At 48.2% G+C, this 26,447-nt stretch carries 28 protein-coding genes and 1 tRNA gene; 19 read left to right on the top strand and 10 right to left on the bottom strand.

Features of this window, described 5'->3' with window-relative positions; all coding sequences use genetic code 11:
* Positions 1-38: 38 nt before the first annotated feature.
* The 8 genes from flhA to H8792_RS08390 all read left to right on the top strand — a co-directional run bounded on the left by flhA (position 39) and on the right by H8792_RS08390 (position 9,031).
* The gene (flhA, locus tag H8792_RS08425) at positions 39-2,138 is read left to right on the top strand and encodes a flagellar biosynthesis protein FlhA (protein ID WP_185978507.1); all 2,100 of its coding nucleotides are present in this window, start codon (positions 39-41) and stop codon (positions 2,136-2,138) included.
* Between the two features lies 1 nt (position 2,139).
* A complete protein-coding gene (flhF, locus tag H8792_RS08420; protein WP_185978506.1) occupies positions 2,140-3,303 on the top strand; it encodes a flagellar biosynthesis protein FlhF in 1,164 nt (387 codons plus the stop codon).
* Positions 3,293-4,174, top strand: a complete 882-nt coding sequence (locus H8792_RS08415; RefSeq protein ID WP_185978505.1) for a MinD/ParA family protein — start codon at positions 3,293-3,295, stop codon at positions 4,172-4,174. Before flhF ends, H8792_RS08415 begins: the two co-directional genes overlap by 11 nt.
* A gap of 46 nt (positions 4,175-4,220) precedes the next feature.
* Positions 4,221-4,949 (top strand): RNA polymerase sigma factor FliA, encoded by a 729-nt coding sequence (locus H8792_RS08410; RefSeq protein ID WP_185978504.1) that lies wholly within the window; start codon positions 4,221-4,223, stop codon positions 4,947-4,949.
* Between the two features lie 46 nt (positions 4,950-4,995).
* On the top strand, positions 4,996-5,382 hold the full coding sequence (locus H8792_RS08405; RefSeq protein WP_456119855.1) for a chemotaxis response regulator CheY: 387 nt from the start codon (positions 4,996-4,998) through the stop codon (positions 5,380-5,382).
* 251 nt (positions 5,383-5,633) lie between these two features.
* On the top strand, positions 5,634-6,257 hold the full coding sequence (locus tag H8792_RS08400; protein ID WP_185978503.1) for a protein phosphatase CheZ: 624 nt from the start codon (positions 5,634-5,636) through the stop codon (positions 6,255-6,257).
* Positions 6,258-6,375: 118 nt separating this feature from the next.
* Positions 6,376-8,451, top strand: coding sequence for a chemotaxis protein CheA (locus tag H8792_RS08395; protein WP_185978502.1), 2,076 nt, complete (start codon positions 6,376-6,378; stop codon positions 8,449-8,451).
* A 52-nt stretch (positions 8,452-8,503) separates the two neighbouring features.
* Positions 8,504-9,031, top strand: coding sequence for a chemotaxis protein CheW (locus H8792_RS08390; protein ID WP_185978501.1), 528 nt, complete (start codon positions 8,504-8,506; stop codon positions 9,029-9,031).
* Positions 9,032-9,109: 78 nt separating this feature from the next.
* Here the strand turns inward: H8792_RS08390 and H8792_RS08385 are convergent, their stop codons facing one another.
* The 5 genes from H8792_RS08385 to H8792_RS08365 all read right to left on the bottom strand — a co-directional run bounded on the left by H8792_RS08385 (position 9,110) and on the right by H8792_RS08365 (position 11,825).
* Positions 9,110-9,397, bottom strand: coding sequence for an EscU/YscU/HrcU family type III secretion system export apparatus switch protein (locus tag H8792_RS08385; RefSeq protein ID WP_185978500.1), 288 nt, complete (start codon positions 9,395-9,397; stop codon positions 9,110-9,112).
* A 90-nt stretch (positions 9,398-9,487) separates the two neighbouring features.
* A complete protein-coding gene (locus H8792_RS08380; protein WP_185978499.1) occupies positions 9,488-9,766 on the bottom strand; it encodes an STAS domain-containing protein in 279 nt (92 codons plus the stop codon).
* A 35-nt stretch (positions 9,767-9,801) separates the two neighbouring features.
* Entirely contained in the window at positions 9,802-10,161 is a 360-nt protein-coding gene (locus H8792_RS08375) for a response regulator (protein ID WP_185978498.1), read from the bottom strand.
* 44 nt (positions 10,162-10,205) lie between these two features.
* Positions 10,206-10,712, bottom strand: coding sequence for a chemotaxis protein CheW (locus tag H8792_RS08370; protein ID WP_185978497.1), 507 nt, complete (start codon positions 10,710-10,712; stop codon positions 10,206-10,208).
* Between the two features lie 81 nt (positions 10,713-10,793).
* Positions 10,794-11,825: a bacteriocin immunity protein gene (locus H8792_RS08365; RefSeq protein ID WP_185978496.1), complete on the bottom strand. Its 1,032-nt coding sequence runs from the start codon at positions 11,823-11,825 to the stop codon at positions 10,794-10,796.
* 97 nt (positions 11,826-11,922) lie between these two features.
* Here H8792_RS08365 and H8792_RS08360 point away from each other — a divergent pair, with 97 nt between their 5' ends.
* From H8792_RS08360 to H8792_RS12755, 3 genes are all read left to right on the top strand, one after another.
* The gene (locus H8792_RS08360; RefSeq protein WP_185978495.1) at positions 11,923-12,753 is read left to right on the top strand and encodes a CheR family methyltransferase; all 831 of its coding nucleotides are present in this window, start codon (positions 11,923-11,925) and stop codon (positions 12,751-12,753) included.
* A 33-nt stretch (positions 12,754-12,786) separates the two neighbouring features.
* Entirely contained in the window at positions 12,787-13,917 is a 1,131-nt protein-coding gene (locus H8792_RS08355) for a protein-glutamate methylesterase/protein-glutamine glutaminase (RefSeq protein WP_185978494.1), read from the top strand.
* A 158-nt stretch (positions 13,918-14,075) separates the two neighbouring features.
* A complete protein-coding gene (locus H8792_RS12755) occupies positions 14,076-15,326 on the top strand; it encodes a methyl-accepting chemotaxis protein (RefSeq protein ID WP_324187605.1) in 1,251 nt (416 codons plus the stop codon).
* Positions 15,327-15,411: 85 nt separating this feature from the next.
* Here the strand turns inward: H8792_RS12755 and H8792_RS08345 are convergent, their stop codons facing one another.
* Entirely contained in the window at positions 15,412-15,678 is a 267-nt protein-coding gene (locus H8792_RS08345; RefSeq protein WP_185978493.1) for a hypothetical protein, read from the bottom strand.
* A gap of 81 nt (positions 15,679-15,759) precedes the next feature.
* Between H8792_RS08345 and H8792_RS08340 the strand changes: the two genes are divergently transcribed.
* On the top strand, positions 15,760-16,101 hold the full coding sequence (locus tag H8792_RS08340) for a Nif3-like dinuclear metal center hexameric protein (RefSeq protein WP_185978492.1): 342 nt from the start codon (positions 15,760-15,762) through the stop codon (positions 16,099-16,101).
* A gap of 166 nt (positions 16,102-16,267) precedes the next feature.
* Here H8792_RS08340 and H8792_RS08335 read toward each other — a convergent pair whose 3' ends face one another.
* Positions 16,268-16,993, bottom strand: coding sequence for an FKBP-type peptidyl-prolyl cis-trans isomerase (locus tag H8792_RS08335; RefSeq protein ID WP_185978491.1), 726 nt, complete (start codon positions 16,991-16,993; stop codon positions 16,268-16,270).
* 75 nt (positions 16,994-17,068) lie between these two features.
* Positions 17,069-18,016, bottom strand: coding sequence for a thioredoxin-disulfide reductase (gene trxB / locus H8792_RS08330; RefSeq protein ID WP_185978490.1), 948 nt, complete (start codon positions 18,014-18,016; stop codon positions 17,069-17,071).
* Between the two features lie 376 nt (positions 18,017-18,392).
* On the opposite strand from trxB, the gene H8792_RS08325 reads away from it, so the two are divergent.
* Genes H8792_RS08325 through serS form a run of 5 tightly spaced genes read left to right on the top strand, consistent with a single transcriptional unit; the run spans position 18,393 to position 24,723 of the window.
* A complete protein-coding gene (locus tag H8792_RS08325) occupies positions 18,393-20,954 on the top strand; it encodes a DNA translocase FtsK (RefSeq protein WP_185978489.1) in 2,562 nt (853 codons plus the stop codon).
* A 41-nt stretch (positions 20,955-20,995) separates the two neighbouring features.
* On the top strand, positions 20,996-21,640 hold the full coding sequence (gene lolA / locus H8792_RS08320) for an outer membrane lipoprotein chaperone LolA (protein WP_185978488.1): 645 nt from the start codon (positions 20,996-20,998) through the stop codon (positions 21,638-21,640).
* A 3-nt stretch (positions 21,641-21,643) separates the two neighbouring features.
* On the top strand, positions 21,644-22,993 hold the full coding sequence (locus tag H8792_RS08315) for a replication-associated recombination protein A (RefSeq protein WP_185978487.1): 1,350 nt from the start codon (positions 21,644-21,646) through the stop codon (positions 22,991-22,993).
* Positions 22,993-23,382 carry a fluoride efflux transporter CrcB gene (crcB, locus tag H8792_RS08310; RefSeq protein WP_185978486.1) on the top strand — a complete coding sequence of 130 codons (390 nt, stop codon included), beginning with the start codon at positions 22,993-22,995 and terminating at the stop codon, positions 23,380-23,382. Before H8792_RS08315 ends, crcB begins: the two co-directional genes overlap by 1 nt.
* Positions 23,383-23,436: 54 nt before the next feature.
* Entirely contained in the window at positions 23,437-24,723 is a 1,287-nt protein-coding gene (serS, locus tag H8792_RS08305; protein ID WP_185978485.1) for a serine--tRNA ligase, read from the top strand.
* A gap of 50 nt (positions 24,724-24,773) precedes the next feature.
* On the opposite strand, the gene H8792_RS08300 is transcribed toward serS, so the two are convergent.
* Positions 24,774-25,085, bottom strand: coding sequence for an MGMT family protein (locus H8792_RS08300; protein WP_228767026.1), 312 nt, complete (start codon positions 25,083-25,085; stop codon positions 24,774-24,776).
* A gap of 117 nt (positions 25,086-25,202) precedes the next feature.
* Between H8792_RS08300 and H8792_RS08295 the strand changes: the two genes are divergently transcribed.
* A tRNA-Ser gene (locus H8792_RS08295) sits at positions 25,203-25,293 on the top strand.
* A 475-nt stretch (positions 25,294-25,768) separates the two neighbouring features.
* Complete coding sequence (locus H8792_RS08290) at positions 25,769-25,963, top strand: hypothetical protein (protein ID WP_194947656.1); 195 nt, start codon at positions 25,769-25,771, stop codon at positions 25,961-25,963.
* A gap of 65 nt (positions 25,964-26,028) precedes the next feature.
* Here the strand turns inward: H8792_RS08290 and H8792_RS08285 are convergent, their stop codons facing one another.
* Complete coding sequence (locus H8792_RS08285; protein ID WP_185978483.1) at positions 26,029-26,331, bottom strand: cupin domain-containing protein; 303 nt, start codon at positions 26,329-26,331, stop codon at positions 26,029-26,031.
* Positions 26,332-26,447 lie beyond the last annotated feature (116 nt).

Raw genomic sequence — 26,447 nt, 5'->3', positions numbered from 1 at the left:
ATGTGCTGTACAGACCCAGAAATTTTAAAGCGAAGTGAATGAATTTTTCCGAATTGGTCAGCTTGATAAGGCAAAAGCTTAAAAGCGGTTTAGCGGTTCCGATTGCCGTCTTGGCGCTGTTGGGTATGGTGACCATTCCTATGCCGCCGTTCTTGCTGGATGTCTTTTTTACCTTCAACATCGTTTTATCGATGGTGGTGTTGATGGTCACGATCTATGCAAAACGTCCTCTCGACTTTGCTATTTTTCCAACGGTTATCCTGCTGGCGACGCTATTCCGGCTGTCGCTCAATATCGCTTCAACCCGAGTTATCTTGCTCGAAGGCCACGAAGGTGGCGCTGCGGCCGGTAAGGTCATCGAGGCTTTCGGTGAGTTCGTTATCGGCGGCAACTATGCGGTTGGTCTGGTGGTTTTCGCGATTCTGGTGGTCATTAACTTCGTGGTCATTACCAAAGGGGCCGGAAGGGTCGCAGAGGTCAGTGCGCGTTTCACTCTGGATTCGATGCCGGGGAAACAGATGGCGATCGATGCCGACTTGAATGCCGGATTGATTACTCAGCAGGAAGCGCAGCAACGTCGTTCCGAAATAGCGACAGAAGCGGAATTTTATGGTTCCATGGACGGTGCCAGTAAATTCGTACGTGGTGACGCCGTTGCCGGGATTCTTATTCTGTTTATCAACCTGATCGGCGGTTTTGCAATCGGTGTCGGGCAGCATGGAATGCCGTTTGGCGATGCCGCTCAGGTTTATACGATTTTGACATTGGGCGATGGGCTGGTAGCACAGATTCCTGCTCTGTTACTGTCGACGGCGACAGCGATTATTGTCACCAGGGTAACAGGCGCCGAAAGGAAAGATATGGGCGAACAGTTGCAGATGCAGATGTTCTCCAATCCGAAAGCCTTGGGAACAACCGCAGCAATTGTCGGTATCATGGGATTGATTCCGGGAATGCCGAATCTGGCATTTTTGAGCTTTGCGGCGATTGCCGGTACCGGAGCTTATTTGATTCATAGACAACAGCGTCTGCAGCCGCAACAGGCAGAAGTTGCCGCCGCACAGGAAATGGAAGAAGAGGTGCCGACTTCTTCTGAACTGAGTTGGGAGGATGTTCAGTCGGTGGATATTCTCGGCCTGGAAGTCGGCTATCGCTTGATTTCGATGGTGGATCAGTCGCAGAACGGCCAGTTGCTAAACCGTATTAAAGGGGTCAGGCGTAAAGTTTCTCAAGAGCTCGGCTTTCTGGTTCCGGCAGTACACATTCGCGATAACCTTGATCTTAAGCCGAATCAATATCGAATTTTATTGATGGGAGTCTCTTCCGGAGAAGGCGAGGTTTTTCCTGATCGCGAGTTGGCGATTAATCCGGGACAGGTGTTCGGCGAAGTTTCCGGTATGGCGACTAAGGATCCTACCTTCGGTCTGGATGCAGTCTGGATTGCGCCGAGTGACCAAGATCAGGCGCAAGCGCTTGGCTATACGGTGGTGGATGCCAGTACGGTGGTGGCAACCCATGTCAGTCAATTGATCCAGGATTACGCCTACGAACTGCTCGGACATGACGAAACCCAGCAGCTGCTTGATAAGCTGAAGCAGACTTCGCCTAAGCTGGTCGATGAACTGGTTCCGGATAAATTGTCTTTGGCGACACTGGTTAAAGTTCTGCAGAATCTTCTACGTGAAAAAGTCTCGATTCGTGATATGCGAACCATTATGGAGACCTTGACCGAACACGCATCCCGTACTCAACAGCCGGGCGAATTGACGATTGCGGTTCGTGCCGCGCTCGGGCGCTCGATTGTTCAGGAAATCGTCGGCGGAGATGGCGAACTGAAAGTTATCACCTTAGACCCTTCTTTGGAACAGATATTGCTCCAAGCTACTCAAGGAGCGCCGGAAGGCCAGTTGGCGGTTGAACCGAGCTTGGCCGAGCGGCTGCATAAGGCATTGAAGGAACAAGCCGAACAGGTGGAAATTAGCGGACAGCAGGCAGTTTTGCTGGTTGCGCCGCAGATTCGTGCTCAATTAGCGCGTCTGTTCCGTTTCAGTTTGCCGAATTTATGGGTTCTGGCTTATTCGGAAGTGCCGGAAAACCGTCAGATAAGTGTCGTGGCGAATATCGGTCAGGGAGGTTAAGGTGAAAATTAAGCGCTATGTCGCGCCGACCATGCGCCAGGCAATGAATCTGGTTCGTCAGGAATACGGCGATGATGCCGTCATTTTGTCGACGAAAGATATTGACGGTGGTGTCGAGATTGTTACCGCGCTTGACCCTGAAGCGGTGGAATACAAGAAAAATCATTCCGAAGTCGATTCTCTGTCCCCGGAACCGGAGAAAACTTCCGAGATAAAGGGAGCTCGACAAGTGGAGCAGCAGCCTGATTTGGCGGCAATGGCGTCGGAATTGCAGGCGATGCGTTCCATGCTGGAAAATCAGCTGTCCGGATTGGCTTGGAATCAGAATGAACAGCAGAATCCCCATCAGGTTGCACTGCTAAAGCGTTTGTTGCAATTAGGCATCGGTTGGGATTTGAGCCAGAAACTGTTGCAGGCAATCGATGCCGACAGTTCGAAGGCGTGGACGCTTCTGTTGCAGGCATTGGAAGAGCGAATTAGTGTTGCCGATCAAGATTTGATTGAGCGCGGTGGTATTTTTGCTCTGGTCGGTCCGACCGGTGTAGGTAAGACCACAACCATCGCCAAGCTGGCAAGCCGTTTTGTCATGCGCCACAGCACTAATGACATCGCGTTGATTACCACCGATTGCTACAAAATCGGTGCTCAGGCGCAGTTAAAGACCTTTGCCGATTTGATTCGCGTTCCGGTGCATGTGGCATCGACTCACGGCGAGCTGGTTGCTTTATTGAGTTCGTTACAGCATAAGAAAATGATCCTGATCGATACTGCCGGGATGAGCCAGCGAGATTTGCAATTAACGCAACAATTAACCTCAGGCCATGACGGTTTGAATTATGTGCGTAACTATCTGGTCATCTCCGCGGCGACTCAGTTATCGGCACTGGAAGACATAGTGCGCTCTTTCGGGCGTATGGTGTTAAAAGGCTGTATTTTGACCAAAATGGATGAGGCTTTGCAGTTAGGAAATGTGTTAACGGTCCTTGCCGAAGAGAATTTGCCGCTGGCGTATGTCTCGACCGGTCAGAGGGTGCCGGAAGATTTGGAGTCTTTAAAAGTGAGAGAGTTGATCGATCGCGCAATTCTATTGGGTCAACAGCGCCGTCAGACCGAAGATGCGGCCTTGCGTTTAGGCGTGGGCAGGGAGGTTAGTCATGCACAATGATCAAGCGGCAGGCTTGCGGGCAATGCACGGCTCCTCTTCTTCTCGCAGCACTGGCGGCGGCTCTAAACCTATCCGCGTAATCGCGGTTGCCAGCGGAAAAGGTGGTGTCGGCAAGACCAACGTATCGGTCAATCTGGGTGTTGCTTTAAGTAAGCTAGGCAACCGGGTGCTACTGATGGATGCCGATATGGGATTGGCGAACGTCGATATTATGCTCGGATTGCAAACCAGTTATAACCTGTCGCATGTGTTGAGCGGGGAAAAGACCTTAAAAGAAGTTATTGTCGAAGGCCCGGCAGGCTTGAAAGTGATTCCGGCCGCTTCGGGTATCAGAAGAATGGCGCAGCTGAGTCTGATGGAAAATGCCGGAATCGTCCACGCCTTTTCCGAGTTGGCGGACGAGTTGGATGTGTTGCTGGTCGATACTGCGGCGGGGATTGCCGAAAGTGTGGTCAACTTCTGCCGCGCCGCACAGGAAGTTATTGTCGTTGTTACTGATGAACCGGCTTCAATTACGGACGCGTACGCCTTAATTAAAGTATTGAGCAGGGATTATCAAGTGACGCGTTTTAGAATCCTTGCTAATATGAGTATATCCGCTCTGCAAGGGAAACAGCTGTATGATAAGCTTGCTAGAGTGGCGGAGCAATTTTTGGATATTCAGGTCGATTTCCTGGGCTCGGTTCCGCAGGACAATGCTTTGCGCGAAGCAGTGCAAAGACAGATTCCGGTAACGATCCATCGTCCGCAGAGTGCGGCGGCATCGGCTTTTTTCGATATCGCCGATAAAATCAATGCTTGGCCGATACCTCGGAACGTAACCGGACACTTACAGTTTTTTGTTGAGAATTTATTTCAAAAAGAGGCTTAAAGCCGGCTTCTAGCCTCTTTTTTAAAGGATGATTGTGGCAAATTTTATGAGCAGGACTAATCTTTATCAGCAGGTTCAGAAGCAGACCTCTCCACAGCAGACAATGGACGTCGAAGCCTATTTGCCGCTGGTGAAACGTATCGCCTACCACCTGAAGGGCCGCCTGCCGGATAGCGTGTTTGTCGAAGATTTGATTCAATCGGGAATTATCGGTCTGATTGAAGCGATGCAGAAATACAATGCCAATCAGGGTGCCAGTTTCGAAACCTATGCCGGAATCCGTATTCGTGGGGCGATGCTGGATGAAATCCGCAAAGGTGACTGGACCCCGAGATCGGTATATCGCAAGTCCCGTGAAGTCAGTGATGCCATCAATCAGGTTGAAGGAAAACTCGGCCGTGAAGCAAAAGATGAAGAAATTGCTAAGGAAATGGGCATTTCGATCGATGAATATCATAAGATCTTACAAGATACCAATTCGGTTCAGCTATTGTCGATCGATCAGCCGGATCACGACGAACTGGCTGAAGGTCGAATGGTCAGTAAGGGAGCAACCCCTTTAGCCGAATTAACGGAAAACGGGTTTCAAGGGGCCTTGGCGAAAGAGATTGATCGCCTGCCAGAAAAAGAAAAACTGGTGATGTCACTGTATTACGACGAAGAATTGAATTTGAAAGAGATCGGTCAGGTCCTTGACGTGAGCGAATCACGCGTCAGTCAGATTCACAGTCAGGCAATTAAGCGAATTCGTTCGCGCATGGCTGACTGGTTGTAACAGGGCATCGTCTAAAAAGGGATAATGCATGCAAATCAATAGAGATATGAACATTTTGGTGGTGGATGATTTTTCCACCATGCGTCGAATTGTTAAAAACCTGCTGAAAGAGCTCGGGTTTAATAATTTGGACGAAGCGGATGACGGAGATACCGCCTGGCCGATGATCCAGACCGGTAAATACGATTTTATCGTCAGCGACTGGAATATGCCTAAAATGACCGGCATTGAACTCCTGAAGCATGTACGCGCCGATCAGAACCTGAAAGATCTGCCGTTCCTGCTGATTACTGCCGAAGCGAAGCGTTCGCAGATCCTCGAAGCGGCCCAGGCCGGTGTGGACGGTTATATTGTCAAACCGTTTACCGCCGCGACGCTGAACGAGAAGATTCAAAAAATCTTCGAGCGCATGGCGCAGAAGCAAGTTGGTTAAACGGGGTTCTGTCGACAAACGATCACTTAATACAAAAAGCGCCTTTTCAGGCGCTTTTTTGTGAAGAAATAAAAAATATGGCCGATAGTTTTAAATAGCTTGGTAAAGAAGGTCGCATGACTGACCGCTTTTAAACTGTGTAATCGCGATCCGAAACGCCTTATACCGGCCAAGCCGCTATAGGGCGTTTTTGTTTACGCCTTCGCTGGGATTGGTCCGGGATCAGATTCTGGACGCTAAATGGGGTATCTATGAAGCAATTACAAGAGACGGTTTCCCAACTGCTGGAAGCTTTGCAGCAGCAAGACGAAATTCGCAGTACGACCTTGTTAAATGAACTGACCGGCCTGCAGGAGCATCGGTTATATCAGGAAATATCGGGTCTGGGGAATCGCCTTCATCAGGCGTTGAATGAATTGGGCAACGACGACCTTCTGATGCAGACCAAGCACGATATTCCGGATGTTACCGAGCGCTTGCACTATGTTTTGAACAGTATCGAAGAGGCCAGTCAGTTGACTTTGGATCAAGCCGAACAGGGGCTGGAAGTTATCACCAGAGTTTCCCAGGAACTGCCGGAAGGGAATGATTTAAATCAGTTACGTAGTATATTCAATCAGATTATTTTAGCGCAATCCTATCAGGATTTGACCGGTCAGGTTGTACATAAGGTTATTCATATTATCGGTGAGTTGGAAGGCAGTTTGCATCAGTTGATCGAAAAAGCGGGTCATGACCTGCAGGATTTGCCGGAGCGCTTAGACAATCGTGAGAATCTGTTAGCTGGAGTTGGTCCGCAGATCAAGGCGGATAAATCGGAGAGCGTGCGCCACCAGGATGATGTCGATGATCTGTTAAAAGATCTTGGGCTGTAAAAAGGTATTGGCGCCATTTTGTATGGCATAGCGGTTGCTTTAATCGCTAAGTAGACAACAACAAAATAATTTAGGTTCAAGCGATGCTTAAAAGCCGGGCACCGATGGGGAACGAGACGTGGATGAAGAGATTTTACAGGACTTTTTGATCGAAGCGACCGAATTGGTTGATCAGCTCAATGAGCAGCTGCTTGACCTGGAACAATCGCCGAAAGATCAGGAAATATTGAATGCGGTTTTCCGCGGGTTCCACACCCTTAAGGGTGGTGCCGGTTTCCTTGGTGTTACGCCTTTGGTGGAGCTGTGTCACAGAGCCGAAAATGTTTTCGATAAGATCCGTAACAACGTGATTGATTATGATTCGGTGGTTGCCGACGTTATTTTGCAGGCCTACGATGCCGTCCAAGAAGCCGTATCACGTTTGAACGACGGAGAGCGCGTATTACCAGAAAATGACTCTCAGCTGTTAAGCCGTTTGGATGCTTTGACCAAGCCCGATCATGTTGAACCTGTAATTATTCAAGCTGAAACGCCGGTATTGAGTCTGGCAGAAGGGGTTGATCCTGACGGTGATATCTCCGATGACGAGTTTGAAGCGCTTTTGAATCAACGCGACGCCTTGATGGGGCAGACCGAACCTCATACGGCAGTGACGAATGAGGTTAAGAATGTCGTCCTGTCGCTGGATGACGGTGCCGACCCTGACGGAGATATCTCCGACGAAGAATTTGAAGCTCTGTTGAATCAGCGTGACGCCTTGTCAGGCGATCTTCCACGGAAAGAATCTCCTGTGGAATTGAGCCTGGCGGAAGGGGTTGATCCGGACGGAGATATCACCGATGAAGAGTTTGAAGCCTTGCTGAATCAGCGTGATAACTTAATCGTACCGCAAACAGTGGAAGCTCCGTCCGTGGCAACGCCTTCGACCCAATCACAAGCGGCAGTCATAGAAAGTGGTCAGCCTTCTAAAGCCGCAGTGAAAAGTTCTGAAGACAGCACAGCGCCCGCCAAAAATAAAGCTCAACAGGAAACTTCGGTTCGTGTCGATACCAAGCGCCTTGACGAAATTATGAATTTGGTCGGTGAACTGGTATTGGTTCGCAACCGCTTGCTGACCCTGCGCAATTCGGAAGTCAATAAGGAGAGTCTGTCGAATACCATCGGCAACCTGGATCATGTGACAACTGATCTGCAGGCGGCGGTAATGAAAACTCGAATGCAGCCGGTTAAGAAAGTATTTGGGCGCTTTCCGCGAGTTGTGCGCGACCTTTCTCGCAAGCTTGGCAAGGAAATTACCCTTGAATTGCGTGGCGAAGAGACTGATCTGGATAAAAATCTGGTGGAAGCTTTGGCCGATCCATTGGTGCATTTGGTACGTAACTCGGTCGACCATGGCATCGAGATGCCGGCGGATCGTCTGGCAGCCGGTAAAGAGAAACGCGGCACCGTTATTTTGGCAGCCGAGCAGGAGGGCGATCATATCCTCCTGTCGATTACCGACGACGGCAAAGGAATGGATGCCGATGTGCTGCGTCGCAAAGCGGTTGAAAAAGGCTTGATGGACGAAGTGACTGCCAACCAGTTGACCGATAAAGCGGCGTTTGAGTTGATTCTGTCGGCTGGCTTCTCGACGGCGGAAACCATCAGCGATATTTCCGGACGCGGTGTCGGTATGGACGTGGTCAAAAACATGATTACCCGTCTTAACGGCAGTATCGATATTCATTCGGAAACCGGCAGAGGGACGCAGATTCAGATTCGTGTGCCTTTGACATTGGCGATCCTGCCGACTTTGATGGTGTCGTTCGAAGAGGACAGCTATGCCATTCCGTTGACCAGCGTACAGGAAATTTTTGACTACGACGAATCGCAGACGAACGTGATTGACGGAGAACGTATGGTTCGCCTGCGTTCGAAAAGCATTCCGCTGTTTTTCCTCGATCACTGGCTGTTGCCGCAGGGACGTGAGCAGGCTGCGGCCAGTCCGAAAGTTGTGATTGTCTGTATCGGCAATCAGCGCGTCGGTCTGGTTGTCGACCAGGTCAACGGCCAGGAAGAAGTGGTGATCAAGCCTTTAGGCGCCACTTTACGTAGCGTGAAAGGCTATGCAGGCGCGACCATTACCGGCAATGGCAATATTGCCTTGATTCTGGATTTGCCGGGTGTGGTACAACGCTTTCAATATGCGTTTTAATGAATTTACGGCCAAGAGCCGAAAAGAATAACAGTGGGAGCGGGAAACGCTTATGAATATGATGTCGGATCAATCTGTTGTAGTCGGAAGTTCTTCTGAATTGATGAATGACGACGGCGCTTATTTAGGACCGAGTGTACGTTGCGTATTGTTTCGCCTGCAAAAAGAAGTCTACGGTATTCAGGTCAAAAAAATCCGCGAGGTTTTGAAGGTTGGAACCATTCGTCAGGTTCCCGGCTCCGATGCGCAAGTGCTGGGAGTAATCAACGTTCGCGGTGTGATTGTGACTGTCATCGATGCGCGACGCACTCTAGGGTTGGCACCGAAACCGATCGATCAGCACAGCCGGATTATTATTGTTGAGATTGACGCCGAGCATACACTGGGCTTTCTGGTGGATTTTGTGATGGAAGTCAAAGATATTCCGGAACAGAAGTTCGAACCTATGGTATCGGTCAAGGATACCGCATCCCGCTATATTCAAGGCATAGCGCATTTTCAGGATCAGGTGATTATTTTGATCGATGTGGAAAGTCTGTTTGCCGCATCCGATATTGAATTTTCCGACGAATTGCTCTGAGACGTTTTCCCAGCAGTAGCGGAATGGGAATTTCCTGATCCGGGATTCTATTTGTCACTCACGATAATGAGACTTTCTTCAGGGTCTTGGAATGGTTTTACCGCTTAATTGATAGACAAAGATCAGCAGCTGGGCGATCGCCTCATACAGTTCCGTCGGGATTTCCTGATCCAGTTCCACCTGACTCAGCAGGGAAACCAGTCCTTCGTCTTCCTGAATCGGGATATTGTGTTCCCGGGCGGTTTTTAAAATTTCTTCGGCAAGGTGACCACGGCCTTTCGCCGTCACTTTAGGAGCGCCTGTTCCTTCGTAGGCGAGGGAAACAGCGACTTTATCGGCAAGATTGTGCTTCGAGGGTGGTTTCATTTAAGGCTTTCCAACACGACTTCAGCCCCGTAAATTCGGGGCTGATAGGGCATTTCACAGAAATATCGATCTGCCTCTGATCTGCGTTTCTTAAACAGAGAGATTCAAAGGCTTTTGCAAATTCAGCTTCTCGCTCAGTTGCAGGAAGTTTTCTCCTACTCCCTGCCATTGTACCTGTTTACCGCTGTTTTCTGCATGTCGCTTCAAAGCCAGTAACATTTGAAAGCCGGATGTATCGATATTTTCGACTGCCGAGGCGTCCAGAAGGAGATTACTGTCCGCTTCGGCAAATTGCTGCTTAAGTTCGTCGAATTGCGCTTGGATATTATGTATTGTCAAACTGTCGTTTAACACGATCGGGTTGGCCATGGTTATACTCCTCGCGGGGTTATTGCACGGACGTCTTACAGTACACGGTTAATAACCGACAACAATTTTTCCGGGCTGAAAGGTTTGACGATCCAGCCGGTTGCGCCGGCTTCTTTACCTTTGGTTTTCATATCGCCGGAAGATTCGGTTGTCAGACATAGAATCGGTGTGAACTTGTAGTTCGGCATTGATCTCAGCGCACTGATCAACTCGATACCGTTCATGTTCGGCATATTGATGTCGGTGACAATGACATCGAATTGCTCTCTTTTAGCGATATCCAATGCAAGTCTGCCGTCTTCGGCCTCGGAAACATCGTGTCCGGCAGACTTTAAAGACATGGCGACCATTTGCCGCATGGATTTTGAATCATCAACTGCTAAAATTTTAGACATGGTTCTTCTCTCTTTGTGTGTGGCTAAAATAAGCCGATTCGATATTAATTCAAGGCGCTAATATCGCCTAAAATCCCTTCATTAATTAATTGATCGATATTCAGAACGATAACCATTTTATCGTCCAGCGTGGCCAGTCCTTTAAGATAAGAACTGTGTATTACGCCACTCATCTCCGGAGCGTTCTGCAAGTGATCGGTATGAATGGAATGCACGTCGGAAACACCGTCGACCACCAGTCCGATAATCTTTTGTGTTCCCAGACTGTCGAAGGCACGCACGATAATCACGACGGTCGATTCGTTATAGGTGATGTCATCGAGTTTAAAGCGCACGCGCAAATCGATAATCGGCACCACAGCGCCACGTAGATTGATTACCCCCATGACGTAGTCAGGAGTATTGGGAATCGGCGTGGTCTTCTCCCAGCCTTTGATCTCTTGAACGCGAAGAATGTCAACCGCGTACTCTTCACCTCCAAGACGGAAACTCAAGACTTGTTCGTCTTCATTGCCTTGTGCGCTACCGATGGTGTTTTCTAATTCTTGCATCGTTTCTCCGTTTGTCGTCAAAACTGTTTCAGCGATTATTTCATCTCTCTATGGTTAGGTATCGGCGCCTCGGCATATTCTTTACACCTGTAAATCAATTAATGTCATTTTTGTGGCGATATTTTCCTCGATCGGTTCCTGGGGAATCAGACGGATCGATTGCAATTTCAAAGCGTTGTCGAGAAATTGTGTTTCCAGTTCAGGCAGAGCGTTTTCGATCTTTTCTCTCAATTCACTGTCGTCGCTCCATAAACCGATCTGGAAAGAGTGATCTTTCTGCATGCGGATTTTGGCGTTTAATTCGGCTTCATCAAGATTTAATTGCAGCTGAACTTCCCATTGGTAAACAGGGTGTTGCGGCGTTTTTTTAAACGCCATGCGCTGTTTGACCGCTTGTCTGTCGGCCAGATAGGGCAGTTCAAAAGGGGTGATGTGCGGTTGTTCGTAAAGTTGCAATTGTTGCAGTGTAATCCGCGCGACTGCCTGATTAAGTGCCTGACTTAGCTGGCTGGTGATGCGCTCGCCGCCGGACTGACTTTCGAGAGTCTGTTTAGCCTGCAGTAATTGGGCTTTAAGATCCTGTTGAAGGTTCGCTTGGTCTTTATTGGCTAGTTTGCTTTCCAAAAATAGCCCGCTGTTCTGCAAGTGCTGCTTGAGTGCTTCGCCGCTCAAGCGTTCCTGTGGTTTGAGGAGCTGGTCGAGAATCGGCTGTAGTGCACTTTGCAAAGTAGCCGGTAACTGAGGTTGCATCAGATTCAGTTGTTGAAAGCTGTTAATCAGAGGCATTTGTTGCGGCAAAAATTGCCGATAGGCGGTTTGTAAATTGGCGGTGAGGTTTTGCGTGTTAGGAGCTTTATCCGTATTAGCCGTCGTCAGACGAAGTTCGATCTGTGGTTGAAGGCTTTGTACGGTTAAATTGACTTTGCTGCCGACATTCAATGTTTGAGAACTTTGCGCCCAAAGAGTCTGGTTGCCGATTGACAGTTGAACCTGATTTCCCTGAGTTTGCAGGACTTCCGCTTTCAATGTCTGGCCGATTTGCAACAGATTGGCCAAGCCGTCGCGCCCGGTAAGGCGTAACAGCGTATTTGAATTCAGAGCGGAAATATCCATATACCCTCCATTTTTTATCGTAAATAAAGCTTCAACTTTTATCCTGATGGTCGATAAATCTAACTGATTGAAGCTTAGAGGATGGGTTAATCATACTATGAACGATAAAGAATTCGCCTTTACCGATCGGGATTTTAGTCGGGTGCGTAAAATGGTTTACGACTTCGCGGGAATAAACTTAAATGAGTCGAAGCGGAATTTGGTGTATAACCGCCTGGTCAAGCGCATTCGTTTTTTGAACTTGCCTTCGTTTAATGATTATCTGGGTTACGTCGAACGAAACCCCGACGAGGAGTTCGTTCATCTGATTAATGCCATCACCACCAATTTGACCTTTTTTTTCCGCGAGAACCACCATTTCGAATATTTGGCGAACACGGTTATTCCACAGCTGTTGATCGATAAGGCGCAAACGCGCAAGATCCGCATCTGGTCGGCCGGCTGTTCAACCGGCGAAGAACCCTATTCTCTGGCAATGGTGTTAAAAGAAAATGTACCTGCCGACTGGGATGCCAAGGTGATCGCCACCGATCTGGATACCAATGTAATCGAAACCGGCAGAAAAGGGGTTTATCCGCTTGACCGTCTCAAGGGTGTCGAGCTGGCCCGAAAACGCCGCTGGTTTTTAAAGGGAAAGGGGGCTCAGGCCGGTATGGTCAAGGCTCGTTCCGAACTGCAAAGTATCATCGAATTTTCTCAGCTGAATCTGATGGATTCGAGCTGGGCAATCGAATCTCAAGTTGATGTGATTTTCTGTCGAAATGTTGTGATCTATTTCGATGCGCCGACTCAGAAACGATTATTCGATCGCTTTGCAGATCGTCTGCCGATGAATGGAAAACTGTTTGTCGGCCATTCCGAATCCCTGCACGGTATCAGCGACCGGTTTAGTCTTCTGGGAAAAACGGTTTATCAAAAGAGTTATTAAGCGCTTAAAAAAGCTTTGAAGAGGAAGAACATAGTGGCCACAGCGATTAAGGTATTGATAGTTGACGATTCGGCTCTGGTGAGAACCATGCTAAGCGAAATGCTGTCGTCCGACCCGCAGATCGAAGTGATCGGTACGGCAACCGACCCTTATGATGCGCGCGAGAAAATCAAGCGTCTGCATCCAGACGTCGTGACTTTGGATGTCGAAATGCCGAAGATGGATGGCGTGACCTTTCTGAAGAATCTCATGCGGTTGCATCCACTGCCGGTGGTGATGGTCTCCACGCTGACGGAAAAAGGCGCGGACGTCACTTTCGATGCTTTGGACGTCGGGGCGATTGATTTCGTTACCAAACCGAAGATCGATTTCAAGCACACTTTCGAAGACTATACTCTGGAAATCTGCAGCAAGATCAAAATGGCATCCAAAGTAAGCCGAACGCGTTTGGAATTGCAGTATCAGCGTTTTTTGAATCAGCAAAGCAGACAAACCTCGGCCGAGAAGAAGAAGGCGACCGGTGAAGTGCCGGTGAAATTGAGCACCGACTCGGTTTTGCCGAAAAAAGCGTTTAATCCCAAAATGCAGCGCGGTCAGCAAAAGATTATTGCCATAGGCGCTTCGACCGGTGGAACCGAAGCGATTAAAGAAATCTTGATGCAGCTGCCGGCTGAAACACCTCCGGTTGTGATTACTCAACATATTCCGGCCTCTTTCAGTAAACCGTTTGCGCAGAGAATGAACGGAATTTGCGACATGCAGGTCTGGGAGGCGAGTGACGGACAATTGATCGAGGCCGGTAATGTATATATTGCGCCGGGTGATCGCCATCTGATTCTAGAACGTGTCGGCATGAACTGGGTTTGTCGACTAAACGACGGCCCTGCTGTGAATCGCCATAAACCTTCGGTGGACGTGATGTTTCGTTCGGTGGTGCAGTCGTTCGGTCCGAAAGCGGTTGGTGTATTGCTGACAGGAATGGGGGCGGACGGCGCCCAGGGATTGAAAGAGTTGCAGGATGTCGGTGCCCCAACCATCGCTCAGGACGAAAAATCCAGTGTTGTTTGGGGGATGCCGGGAGAGGCGGTCAAGCTGGGCGCGGCAGATTCGGTTTTACCTTTGGAGAAAATTGCCGATAAGGTATTAAGAGAACTGCAGAAATAGTCGAGTTCATTAGTGATGGCCGGCGGATTTCTGAATAAGAATGGTATGTATCCTGCTTTAAATCAGGAAGAATAAGCTCTATCCGAAGATAGATTCAAAGATAGAAAAGAGTGTCTGCAACCTTTGGCAGCATAGGGCACTTAGATAAGGTAAATTTTATGCACACACAGTCGTATCCATCTGTTTTTATGCTTTTTTTGCAGCGATTCTGGCCGCTGTGGATTCTTTCACTGGCCGCGGTTGCGGCAAGTATTGCATTCGCCCATTATTGGGAGGCGGCGTTTATTGTCATACTTTCATTGCTGTGGAGCTTGGCGACAACCAGAGTATTGCAGGGTCAAGGCGCCATTGCTCAGCAGAGCGTTAGTACCAGTGTACAAGCTGCACCGGCTATGCGTGCTTCCGATGAAGCCTTGTCATTGGCGCTGAATGACATCGATACGGTTATCGAGCAGGAAGTCTCGATTGTGCATGAAGAATTGTCACAGGTTAAATCTCTGGTTGCAGAGGCGATTGAAACACTGAATCAGAGTTTTTCCGGTCTGCATATGCAGACTCAAGCAGAATATCAGCTGGTTAGCGGTCTGATCGATAACCTTGGAAGTGAAGGTCAGAACGACGAAGGCATGAGCATTCAGAAGTTCTCTACCGAGATTAAGGTGGTATTGCAGTATTTGATCGATCTGTTGACGAATGCCAGCCAGCGAAGTAACGAGACGGTTGCCAAAATCGACGATATGGTCGGACAGATCGAAGCGATTTTTAACCTGTTGGAAGACGTTAAAGGTATTGCCGATCAGACAAACTTATTAGCCTTGAATGCTGCGATCGAGGCGGCGCGTGCCGGAGAAGCCGGACGAGGTTTCGCCGTGGTAGCCGATGAAGTCCGCAAACTTTCGTTGAATTCGAACATGTTGAATGAACAGATTCGCAGTCAGGCCGAAAAAGCCCGTCTTACGGTAGATCAGGTGCGCAGCATCGTAAGCGAAACCGCAAGCAAAGATATGGAACATGCCGTTTCTTCGCAACAGAAAGTTGGAGTGATGCTGACCGATCTGGAATCGATGAACAGCGGTATTTCTGATAAATTGGGTGATGTTTCCGGCATGATTTCCGAAATTGAGAGCAGTGTTTCCAATGCCGTACGCTCATTGCAGTTTGAAGATATCGTCCGCCAGCTGGTCGACCAGATTATGAATCACTTGCTGAACCTGAACCAGTTTTCGAACGAGATTCGCCAGTTCGTCGATGCAAATCATAATGAACCGGCAGAATCGGAAGAAGCGTATCGTCAGAAAATGGAATATTTCCGTCGGATGTTACATAGTAAACGTCAGGATATTGAAGCTTCACGTATGAAGAGAGTCAGTATGGAAACGATGGACGAAGGGGACATTGAGCTTTTTTAGCGAACTCTTATAATTTCTTGAAGGTTCATACATGATAAAAAGGCCGGTTTAAACCGGCCTTTTTCGTTTGGATACTGGTCATCGGTTACGGCGCCATATTGCCCATTTGATCGTTCCAGAAACTGCCGAAAAGCATGCTGAAGAAAATGCCGATGGCAAAGACGATATACCAGTTGCGGCGCTTGCGTTTGTCCGCTTCGCTCTCGTTTTCTGGACGGTCTTTGAAAAAGACCAGCATGAAACCGATGGCGGAAATAAAGCCGCCGATATTGGCGAAATAGTGAATGCCGGTTGCCAGAGAGAGGACAGCCAGTGTCAAAATCGCCGCAAAGGTTATTAAAAGATTTCTCATCGGTTTTGTACCCTTTGTTTGAATTATTCGCTATTGTAGTGAATTTGGGTTTAAAACGGTCAATAAAATTCGGAATCGGTTATGTTGAAGCTTTGTGTATATATTCCAGAAACACATCTTGAAAGCGTTAAACAAGCACTATTTTCCGCCGGGGCAGGGAAGATCGGTGATTATGACAGCTGTGCCTGGCAGGTATTGGGGCAGGGGCAGTTCCGTCCTCTGGTCGGTAGTCAACCTTACATCGGTCAGAAAGGTCAGATCGAGATGGTAGATGAATATCGGGTTGAGATGGTTTTACAAGAGAATTGTTTGCTCGATGTCATCGATGCTTTGATCGATTCGCATCCGTATGAGACGCCGGCATACGATGTTGTGCAAGTTTTGGATGTGCACGCCTATTTAGATTCAAAGCCAAAGCGCTGATCCCATCAGAAAAAAAATATATTAGAAGTTATTGATATGGGAGCGGCTATGAATTAATATGAGTGTCAGTTGTATTATTACGACACTCCTCTAAAGAGCTAAGATTGTTTCCGATTTATGGATCACCCCGCACAGATTATGTCTCTGCGGGGTTTTTTATTTCTGCTCAAGACTCGTCTTTATTAAAAGAGACCAGCTCGATAGTGAAGATTAAGGTTTTATCCGGTCCGATTACATCCCCTGCGCCTCTGGCACCGTAAGCCATTTCAGGTGGAATAACCACTTCCCATTTATCGCCCGGCTTCATCATTTTAAGTACTTCGCCCCAGCCTTTGATCACGTTGGCTGTTTTCAACTTTAAAGCCGTACCGCGCTGGTAAGAACTGTCAAAGACCTTGCCGTCGATGAATCGTCCTTCATAGTGAGCAAAGATCGTATCGCTGTCGCTTGGTGAACTGCCTTTGGCATCGCCAGACTGCAAAATTTTGTAGAGTAAGCCGTTGTCGGTTTTCTTCACGCCGTCTTCTTTAGCGTATTTTTCGATAAATGCCTTACTTTCCGCCTGATTGTTTTTGATCTGAGCTTCTTTCTCGGCAGCCTGCTTTTCCAGCATCATTTTTTTGGTTTCGGTAACCGCCTGCATCATTTCCTGCTCGCTAAGAGACAGAGGGCGATCGTTTAAAGCGTCGTCAAGCCCCATGGAAAAAGCTTTAACATCGATATTCAAACCTTGTTTTTTCAGGTTTTGCGCCAGATTAGTCCCGAGAGTGTAGCTGGCTTTTTGTTCCAAAGTCGTTAACTCGGCTTTGCCGGCCGGTTTTTCACTTGCTACGCTTAAGGTGCTGGAGGTGGCAAGTGCAATCGCCAGAAGCGATGTTGAAGCTAAACGCATATAGATTCCTTATTTGATTTTAGGTTCCCGGTATTAAAAAACCACCTCACGGTGGCTTTTTAACAGATTGGAGTGTTATAGGTTATCCAAGAATTTCTCGGCATCCAGAGCGGCCATACAGCCAGCTCCGGCAGACGTGATCGCTTGTTTGTAGTGCTGATCCATGACATCACCGGCGGCGAAAATGCCAGGGATTGAGGTTTGCGTTGCATTCCCCTGCAAACCACTTTGAACTTTCAAATAGCCGTTTGCCATTTCCAGCTGGCCGTCGAAAATGCCGGTATTCGGCGTGTGTCCGATGGCGATAAACACACCGGCTACATCAATGTCTTTGCTTTCACCGGTCTGGTTGTTTTTCAATCGCAGGCCGGTAACCCCCATATTATCGCCAAGAACTTCTTCCAGCTCGCTATGGAATTCGATTTTAATATTGCCGTTTTCGGCTTTTTCCATCAGGTGGTCGGCAAGGATTTTTTCCGAAGAGAAGTGGTCGCGACGGTGGACAATGGTGACTTCGGCAGCGATATTTGACAGGTAAAGCGCTTCTTCAACCGCAGTGTTACCACCACCGATTACCGCTACTTTCTGGTTACGGTAGAAGAAACCGTCACAGGTCGCACAGGCGGAAACCCCTTTACCTTTGAAAGCCTCTTCCGATTCCAACCCTAAATATTTAGCGGAAGCGCCGGTAGCGATAATCAGGGCGTCGCAGGTGTATTCACCTGAATCGCCGATCAGTTTGAAAGGCTTAGAGGTTAATTCGGCGGTGTGAATATGGTCAAACAGAATTTCGGTTCCGAAACGTTCCGCGTGCTGTTGCATACGTTGCATCAGATCCGGGCCGGTCAAACCTTCCGGATCGCCGGGCCAGTTATCGACTTCGGTTGTGGTGGTTAATTGACCGCCTTGTTGCATACCGGTGATGATGACTGGATTTAAGTTGGCACGTGCTGCATACACAGCGGCGGTGTAACCGGCAGGGCCGGAACCTAGAATCAATAATTTGCAATGTTTTGCGGCCATATAACTTCCTTTGATCTTATCGTTTTCTTGCAAGGAGTCTCTGTAACTGGAATTCGTCGATTCAAGTCGGCTTGTAACTCGAGTGTCGGTTGTAGGCTCACTAATCTGGCGACCGGAGCTTCCCTGCTTGTCTATTTCGAATTCTTTGTCAGAACTGTGCTAAAATTTTAGCAGTTTTTTTTAGGCGAACGGGACTAATATAGCAAATGAGTCTCTGACTACCGCGCCTTTACCTTGTCTGAGTTTCGTAAAGATTTCGACATAGGAAAGTCTAAAAAATCCGCTTGTGATTTTCACCTGAATTATCGATATTGTAAGCTTTGATTCACGATTCCCGATTTTCAGTATTAACGATATTCTGTTATTTTTCTGGGCTATGGATACAGTAAAACAACCTCAGACAGCTTCTTCATTGCATCGCTTCGCGTGGATTCTTAAGGACGGCGTCGTTCTTAGCTGCATCGGCTTGGCGTTTTTCCTCTTTATCGTTCTGTTCAGTTACCATCCTCAGGACCCGGGGTTTGATACTGCCGGTTCGGTGCATTCGGTCGCCAATTACGGTGGCAAGACCGGCGCGTGGATCGCTTCGATGATTTTATATATCTTCGGGGTTTTCGGCTTTTTGATTCCGTTTGGAATTCTGCTCGCCGGCTGGGTGACTCTGAAAATCCGCAACGGTAACGAGCTTGATTACATCCGTTTCGTCATGAGTTTGTTCGGTCTGTTGGTTCTACTGAGTGCCGGTGCCGGTCTGGCAAACTTATATATGAATCCGGATACGTTGCTCGGCAACCTGCCTTATTCGGCCGGCGGGGTTTGGGGGTATGAATTAAGTCGCTGGCTGGTTTCTTCGGTCGATCTGCTCGGCACGACTCTGATTTTATTGGTTTTGTTCGCTCTGGCGGTCAGTATGCTCAGCAGTTGTTCCTGGTTGACGATCGTCGAATCCACCGGACGTATCACATGGCAGGTAATCGATTGGGGACAAGCGCGTTATCAATCGTTCTTGAACGGCGCTCCGGAATTAAATAATAAAGTGAATAACTTAAAGGCCCGAGTGCAGGTAATTTCTGCAAAGCTGAAATTCTCCAGAAAGCGTGTAAAAGAAGAGAGCAGTCAGGAAGAAAACCTCAGGGTAAATAAAGACAAAGGTTTTGCTCTGGATGATGATCTTTCGCAATCGCTGCAGGTGGCTGATAAACATTTTGATTTCAGCGATCAGCAGCTGAACGACTTGGGTCAGGAAAAAGCGCCAAAAATCGTCTCCGATGAAAAAGTGGAAATCGCCGCTTCGCCGAGTCTGAGTGATGATGTCGAGCAGATTGAAATCGCACCGGTTACGCAGAGTCTGAAGTTTGACGAAGAGGAAGAAGCCAAGCCGCATGCGAGTGAAGTGAAAGTCGGTAAGAAAAGCGTGCCGCAAACCGCGAACGTCAAACCGAGAATTCCGCAGTTGCCGTCGATTGAGCTTCTCGACCCGCCTCCGTCCCAAGCCGAAGGTTTTTCCGAGGAGCAGCTAAAAGGATTGTCGGCTTTGCTGGAACAGAGTCTGAAGGAGTTCGGTGTGACGGTCACTGTCGAATCGGTTCAGCCGGGACCGGTGGTTACGCGTTTCGAAGTCTTGCCGGCGCCTGGCGTCAAGGTCAGTCAGATCAATAACCTTGCCAAGGATTTGGCACGTGTTCTGTCGGTTAAATCGGTACGGGTCGTAGATATTATTCCGGGCAAGGCGGTAGTCGGTATTGAGATACCTAACGAGACTCGCGAGATTGTCAGTTTCCGCGAAGTCTTGTCGTCGCATGAATTCCAGGCGGCGAAATCGCCTCTGAGTATCGCGCTTGGTAAAGATATTTCCGGCAAGCCGGTGGTGGCGGATATCGCTAAAATGCCGCATTTGCTGGTCGCCGGGACGACCGGGGCCGGTAAATCGGTCGGAGTCAACAGCATGATTCTGAGCCTGTTGTATAAAAGTACACCGGACGAAGTGCGTTTGATCATGGTCGATCCGAAAATGCTCGAGTTGTCGATCTACGAAGATATTCCGCATCTGCTTACTCCGGTGGTCACCGATATGAGCGATGCCGCCAATGCCTTGCGCTGGTGTGTATTCGAGATGGATCGCCGTTACCAGTTGATGGCGAAAATGGGTGTGCGTAATATCGCCGGTTTCAATATGAAGGTACAGGCGGCGATCGACAAAGGCGAGCCGATCATCGATCCGTTATATCAGCAAGCTGCCAGTTACGGACATGAGTTTGCCGAAGCACCGCCGACTCTGACAACTCTGCCTTATATCGTGGTGGTGGTCGACGAATTTGCCGACATGATTATGGTGGTCGGTAAAGAAGTGGAACAGTTGATCGCACGAATCGCACAGAAAGCACGTGCCGCCGGTATTCATTTGATTCTGGCGACTCAGCGTCCGTCGGTTAACGTTATTACCGGTTTGATCAAAGCCAATATTCCGACGCGAATTTCATTCATGGTCAATACCAAAATCGATTCGCGTACCATTCTTGATCAGGGCGGTGCCGAGCAGCTGTTGGGGATGGGGGATATGCTGTTTCTGCCGCCTGGTTCCGGTTCTCCGCGCCGTGTGCACGGTGCTTTTATGACCGATGACGAGGTGCACCGCGTGGCGGAATTCGTTAAGAGTCAGGGCGAGCCGCAATATCTGCAATCCATTACCCAGAGCGTTTCCGAACAGAGTGGTGAAGGTGCCGGTGGAAGCAACGATGCGGAACAAGATCCGTTGTATGATGAGATCGTGCAGTTTGTAATTGAAGGTCGTCGGGTATCGACATCCTTTATTCAGCGTAATTTCAGTATTGGCTACAACCGTGCGGCTAGAATTGTCGAAGCGATGGAAGCCGCAGGAGTGGTTTCTACCGCCGGGGCTAACGGTAACCGCGAAGTTTTGGCGCCAAAGCCGGAATAAGGCAAGTTCGCCACAGATCCAAAGTAGAGTATTAATTGATTATGTCATTTTTAATTCGAAAAAAAGCCTGCACAAAATGGGCAATCGCTTCGCTGTTCAGTCTGGCATTTTTTAGTCAGTCCGCTTGGGCGAATGCACAGGTATTGCAGGATTATGTGAATCAACTGAAAACGTTCAGCGCGGACTTCGAGCAGATTCAGCCGAATGAAGAGCTGTTTCAATTGAATCAGTCTTTCGGACATTTTAAATTACAGCGTCCGGGTAAATTGATGTGGGAATACAAGCGTCCTCAAGAACAGCGCATCGTCGTCGACGGTAAAAACTTGTGGGTGTTTGATAAAGACTTGGAACAGGTAACAGTGCGTCCGATTGAGGACGTAAAATCGGAAATCCCTCTGAGCTGGTTGTTGTATAGCGAACGCATCGAAGACAAATTTACCATTGTCGATGCAGGACAGCGCAAAGGCATGCAGTGGTATAACCTGGCACCGAAGGAAGCGACCTATTTTCAGAGTATCGAAGTCGGTTTGAAAGACGGCCATATGCAGGAAGTCTGGCTCTATCAGGGACCGGATAATATTACCAAGGTGCGTTTTAAAAATATTGAAGAAAATACGCCGTTGTCACCGGAGCAATTCCGCTTCAAGGTGCCTTACGGCGTTGATGTGATCGGGCAGCCAAGTTAATTTATGAGTGTCTATCAGCCGCTTTCCGACCGACTCAGACCGCAGACTCTCGAAGAGTTTGTCGGTCAGACGCATCTGTTGGGTCCGAAACGCGCTCTGACGCGAATGCTGGAAGCGGGTAATCTGTACTCGATGATTTTCTGGGGGCCGCCGGGGGTAGGTAAAACCACTCTGGCAAGGCTGTTGGCAAAGCGTTCCGACCTGTTGTTTATCAGTCTGTCGGCGGTGTTGGACGGTGTGAAGGAAGTACGGGCGGCGGTCGAAAGTGCCAAGCGTCATCGAGAACTCTTCGGCCAGGGAACCTTGCTGTTTGTCGATGAAGTGCACCGTTTTAACAAAGCTCAGCAGGACGCTTTCCTGCCGTATGTAGAGGACGGCACTTTTATTTTCATCGGTGCCACAACCGAAAACCCGTCTTTTGAATTGAACAACGCTCTGCTGTCGCGTGCCAAAGTTTTTGTGCTGCGCAGCCTGGATGAAGAGGAATTGCAGGATGTGTTGGAACGCGGTTTGGCGTTGCTTGCACAAGAGCTGAACAATCACGGCGATGAAGAAGGCGATCTGCAGCTGGAGGAGGGGGCGAATGGCTTACTGATTGCCCACGCCGACGGCGATGCGCGTCGTCTCCTTAATAGTCTGGAACAGGTAATTGATTTCGTTGAATATGACGAAATGCAGAAAAAATGGATATTAAGCGTCCAAGCTTGTCAGGAAGTGGTGCAAGGCGGCCTGAGACGTTTTGATAAGGGTGGAGAGGCCTTTTACGATCAGATATCCGCTTTGCATAAATCGGTACGCGGTTCGGATGCCAATGCGGCTTTGTACTGGTTGGTACGTATGCTGGATGGCGGTGTCGATCCGCGTTATCTGGCTAGGCGCTTGATTCGCATGGCCAGTGAAGAGATTGGCAATGCTGATCCGAAAGCCTTGCAGCTGGCAATGAATGCCGCGCAAGCCTATGAACGTCTCGGATCTCCGGAAGGGGATCTTGCTCTGGCACATGCTACCAGCTATTTGGCGGTTGCACCGAAATCGAATGCCGTCTATATGGCATACAAAGCGGTGCTGGCAGATATTCGCGAGCATGGTTCTTATGAAGTGCCTTTGCATCTTCGCAATGCGCCGACCAAATTGATGAGTGAACTGGATTACGGTAAAGGCTACCGTTATGCGCACGACGAACCGGACGCCTTTGCTGCCGGTGAGTGCTATTTCCCTGAAGAGATGGCCGAGCGCGATTACTATCAACCGGTGGAGCGCGGTTTGGAAATTAAAATCGCCGCGAAAATGCGTCATTTACAGCAGCAGAATGAGCAGGCGATTTTTAAACGAAGACCCGAGGAGGGGGGGTGATGACAGCTTGGGGTTGGTTTGCGGTAGCGTCCGGCGGTGCTTTAGGCGCGATGGCAAGGTTTTTTGTATCTCACCATACTTATGAATGGTTAGGCCGGGATTTTGCTTGGGGAACCTTGGCCGTAAATGTCGTCGGTTCCTTTATTATGGGATTTATGGCAATCCTGCTAGTAGATAAGCTGGAAGCTTCGCCGGAAATCCGCTCCTTTATTATGGTCGGATTTTTAGGTGCCTTCACAACCTTCTCGACCTTTTCGTTTGAAACCGTACAATATCTCCAGCTTGGAGAATTTATCAAAGCGGCGGCGAATATCGTCGTCAGCGTACTGACCTGTCTGCTTGCCGTTTGGGCAGGTCTGGCACTAGGGCGTCAACTGCTGACGCCTTGAATGTTGCATATAAGAATTTCTAATTATTTTTAAAATTAATAGGTTAATGACTCAATGTTAGACCCAAAGTTGCTGAGATCGGAGTTGGCCGAAGTGGCCGCAAAACTGAAACACCGCGGATTTGAATTGGATGTCGAGAAAATCGAATCCCTTGAAGCGCAACGTAAAGAGCTGCAAACACGTGCACAAGATTTGCAGGCTGAGCGTAACAGCCGCTCTAAAGGGATCGGTAAAGCGAAAGCGCAAGGTGAAGATATCGCTCCGCTACTGGCTGAAGTGGAATCGCTTAAGTCTCAGTTGGAAGAAGCCGAAGCGGCATCTACAGCCGTTCAGGCGGAAATTGAAGAGATTTATGCCGGTATTCCGAATCTTCCGCATGAATCGGTTCCGGTTGGAAGCTCGGAAGATGACAATATCGAAATTCGTAAGTGGGGCGAACCGGCTCAATTGGATTTTGAAGCCAAAGATCATGTCGATCTGGCGGAACAGAATGGCTGGTATGATAATGATGCGGCAGTAAAAATTACTTCAGCGCGTTTCTCGGTATTGAAAGGGCCTTTGGCTCGAATGCAGCGTGCTTTGACGCAGTTTATGCTGGACACACATGCCGAGCACGGCTACTCGGAAGTTTATGTACCTTATATCGTCAATCAGGACAGTTTGCGCGGAACCGGTCAATTACCTAAGTTCGAAGCCGATCTGTACAAGTTGGGCAAAAACGACGAGCACGATACAAATGATCGTGATCTGTATCTGATTCCGACAGCCGAAGTACCGATTACCAACCTGGTTCGCGACGAGATTATCGACGAAGCGGATCTGCCGTTGATGATGGTTGGGCATACCCCGTGTTTCCGTTCCGAAGCCGGCTCTTATGGTAAAGATACCCGCGGTCTGATCCGCCAGCATCAGTTTGAAAAAGTCGAAATGGTTCAGGTTGTACATCCCGAGAAGTCTTACGAGGCCTTAGAAGCTTTGACTGGTCATGCCGAAGCGATTTTGCAAAAGTTGGAATTGCCGTATCGTGTCGTTACTTTGTGTACAGGCGATATCGGTTTCTCGTCGGCGAAAACTTACGACTTGGAAGTCTGGTTGCCGGGCCAAGCGGCGTATCGGGAAATTTCTTCCTGTTCCAACTTCGAGGATTTTCAGGCTCGCCGTTTGAAAGCGCGTTTCCGTTCGGGACAGGATAAGCCGCAGTTAGTACATACTTTGAACGGCTCCGGTCTGGCGGTAGGCCGAACACTGGTCGCGGTACTGGAAAACTACCAAAATGCCGACGGCACGATTCGTGTACCGAAAGCTTTGCAACCGTATTTAGGCGGGATTGAAACCTTGTAAGAAAATCTGTTCGATTTTCCTATCGGTGATCTCTTGATGAGCGCTGCTGTTCAAAAGCGGTAGCGCACTTCCTCGAAATGCTCAATCTTATTGTCATGTATGACAATGCCTTCTTTCTCCAATAGCGTTTTTTTCGCTTCAATGCCAAAAGCATAGTTTCCGATTTCACCATTTGATTTGACGACTCTGTGACACGGCGTTGTAATCGGGTGAGGGTTATTGGCCATCGCATTGCCGACAGCCTGATAAGCCTTACCACCGAGGGCGTGAGCAACATCGGAATAGGTGCAAATTTTGCCGGGAGGGACCCGTTCAATTAAGCGGTAACAACGTTGGTTAAAGCTTTCGATATCAGTCTTCATGGCGTTTTCCAAGGGTAAAAATTTAGCTTACTAAAAATTGACAGAAAAATTACAAAAAAGCGATAAAACGTCTTGCAAAAATCCGCAAGCCCTCTATAATACGCCCCATCAAACAAAGGTGGACTGGCTGAGTGGTTGAAGGCGGCGGTCTTGAAAACCGTTGTAGGTTTGTAGCCTACCTGGGGTTCGAATCCCTAGTCCACCGCCATATTCTAAAAACACCCGCTATCATGGCGGGTTTTTTTATGCCTGACAGAAACTTCTACGTTTTCCTTCCTTCGTGAATTCCCTTACTTATTTTTACTTAATTCGTTTTAATGTCATTTATATTAAATAAGTTGGTTTACGAAGATTCTTATTTATCAGAGGCAAGTAAAAAGCGCCAAAGATACGATGCTCCAAGTTTATAAGAAGAAGGAGGGTATCGAATATTCATGGATCTATTCATTCTAAAGATCTGCATCTGGATTAAAGCGGACAATTTAATGTTTCGATTGAGAAAAAGGCTTTCGCACCTGCGATGCTGAAAATGCTTTTAACTTCTTGAAAAGAATCTGTTCGGAGCTTTGTCTTTTATTTAATACTTCCGCTGGAAAAGTTTATAGGATTGATTTAATCTTAGATAACCTTTTTACGATCATGGAAATGGTTGAATAAAACTAAGTTCATAGAGGAACGGAACCATGAAACAAATGAATTTTTTAATTGGATTACTGATGTTGAGTGCCGTGTCACTATCATCAGGTTGCAGTCATTTCATCGACGAAGAGCCTCCTAAGGACTGCCATTTGCAATCCAGCCAAGCCGATAAAAATGCCAAACTGTATGACTGTAAGACTGGGCCGGGTGTGATTCGTTACGAAGGCTATTACGAGTAGATTTCTTTCAGCCTAGCCTCTGAAGGCTAGGTAACGCTTTCTCGAATGATGCACTTGTGATCGTTTTACTTTAGGTGAACGATCCAAGTGGTGAAGTCCAACGAGAAGTTAAAAAACTTGTGGTCTTTCCCCGCTTTTACGAAGACGACTTCTCCTTTTTCAACGGGATGTTGTTTGCCGTTGTTGAAAACATATCCATCTCCTGATGTAACGAAAAACAAAGTATCGTGTTTGTTCTTCTTCATTTCATCTACCTCTCCGGGTTTGTAGAAATCAACGCTGACTCGGCCTTTCTCAAAAAAGTTTTCCGTATGTGGTCCGAATTCCGGAGCATTGCCTAAGGCTTTAAATAGATTGTTTCTCGACATAATCCTCTCTCCCCTAAGATTATTTTTAAATTGTTTGATTTTGTTTAAATCTTAAGAGTTAAATTTTGCTGGGTAAAGAAAAATAGACTTTACACTGTGTTGCAACTGTCTCTTAT

Source organism: Thiomicrorhabdus heinhorstiae (assembly GCF_013391765.2).
GTDB classification, from domain to species: Bacteria; Pseudomonadota; Gammaproteobacteria; order Thiomicrospirales; family Thiomicrospiraceae; genus Thiomicrorhabdus; species Thiomicrorhabdus heinhorstiae.
The sequence above is the reverse complement of the archived record's forward strand: the minus strand, read 5'-3'. Positions and strand labels throughout refer to the sequence as shown.

Coding starts and splice junctions, on each gene's coding strand:
- flhA (WP_185978507.1), top strand. CDS start 39: ATGAATTTTTCCGAATTGGTCAGCTTGATAAGGCAAAAGCTTAAAAGC.
- H8792_RS08415 (WP_185978505.1), top strand. CDS start 3,293: ATGCACAATGATCAAGCGGCAGGCTTGCGGGCAATGCACGGCTCCTCT.
- H8792_RS08410 (WP_185978504.1), top strand. CDS start 4,221: ATGAGCAGGACTAATCTTTATCAGCAGGTTCAGAAGCAGACCTCTCCA.
- H8792_RS08405 (WP_456119855.1), top strand. CDS start 4,996: ATGAACATTTTGGTGGTGGATGATTTTTCCACCATGCGTCGAATTGTT.
- H8792_RS08400 (WP_185978503.1), top strand. CDS start 5,634: ATGAAGCAATTACAAGAGACGGTTTCCCAACTGCTGGAAGCTTTGCAG.
- H8792_RS08390 (WP_185978501.1), top strand. CDS start 8,504: ATGAATATGATGTCGGATCAATCTGTTGTAGTCGGAAGTTCTTCTGAA.
- H8792_RS08385 (WP_185978500.1), bottom strand. CDS start 9,397: ATGAAACCACCCTCGAAGCACAATCTTGCCGATAAAGTCGCTGTTTCC.
- H8792_RS08380 (WP_185978499.1), bottom strand. CDS start 9,766: ATGGCCAACCCGATCGTGTTAAACGACAGTTTGACAATACATAATATC.
- H8792_RS08375 (WP_185978498.1), bottom strand. CDS start 10,161: ATGTCTAAAATTTTAGCAGTTGATGATTCAAAATCCATGCGGCAAATG.
- H8792_RS08370 (WP_185978497.1), bottom strand. CDS start 10,712: ATGCAAGAATTAGAAAACACCATCGGTAGCGCACAAGGCAATGAAGAC.
- H8792_RS08365 (WP_185978496.1), bottom strand. CDS start 11,825: ATGGATATTTCCGCTCTGAATTCAAATACGCTGTTACGCCTTACCGGG.
- H8792_RS08360 (WP_185978495.1), top strand. CDS start 11,923: ATGAACGATAAAGAATTCGCCTTTACCGATCGGGATTTTAGTCGGGTG.
- H8792_RS12755 (WP_324187605.1), top strand. CDS start 14,076: ATGCACACACAGTCGTATCCATCTGTTTTTATGCTTTTTTTGCAGCGA.
- H8792_RS08345 (WP_185978493.1), bottom strand. CDS start 15,678: ATGAGAAATCTTTTAATAACCTTTGCGGCGATTTTGACACTGGCTGTC.
- H8792_RS08340 (WP_185978492.1), top strand. CDS start 15,760: ATGTTGAAGCTTTGTGTATATATTCCAGAAACACATCTTGAAAGCGTT.
- H8792_RS08335 (WP_185978491.1), bottom strand. CDS start 16,993: ATGCGTTTAGCTTCAACATCGCTTCTGGCGATTGCACTTGCCACCTCC.
- trxB (WP_185978490.1), bottom strand. CDS start 18,016: ATGGCCGCAAAACATTGCAAATTATTGATTCTAGGTTCCGGCCCTGCC.
- H8792_RS08325 (WP_185978489.1), top strand. CDS start 18,393: ATGGATACAGTAAAACAACCTCAGACAGCTTCTTCATTGCATCGCTTC.
- lolA (WP_185978488.1), top strand. CDS start 20,996: ATGTCATTTTTAATTCGAAAAAAAGCCTGCACAAAATGGGCAATCGCT.
- H8792_RS08315 (WP_185978487.1), top strand. CDS start 21,644: ATGAGTGTCTATCAGCCGCTTTCCGACCGACTCAGACCGCAGACTCTC.
- crcB (WP_185978486.1), top strand. CDS start 22,993: ATGACAGCTTGGGGTTGGTTTGCGGTAGCGTCCGGCGGTGCTTTAGGC.
- serS (WP_185978485.1), top strand. CDS start 23,437: ATGTTAGACCCAAAGTTGCTGAGATCGGAGTTGGCCGAAGTGGCCGCA.
- H8792_RS08300 (WP_228767026.1), bottom strand. CDS start 25,085: ATGAAGACTGATATCGAAAGCTTTAACCAACGTTGTTACCGCTTAATT.
- H8792_RS08290 (WP_194947656.1), top strand. CDS start 25,769: ATGAAACAAATGAATTTTTTAATTGGATTACTGATGTTGAGTGCCGTG.
- H8792_RS08285 (WP_185978483.1), bottom strand. CDS start 26,331: ATGTCGAGAAACAATCTATTTAAAGCCTTAGGCAATGCTCCGGAATTC.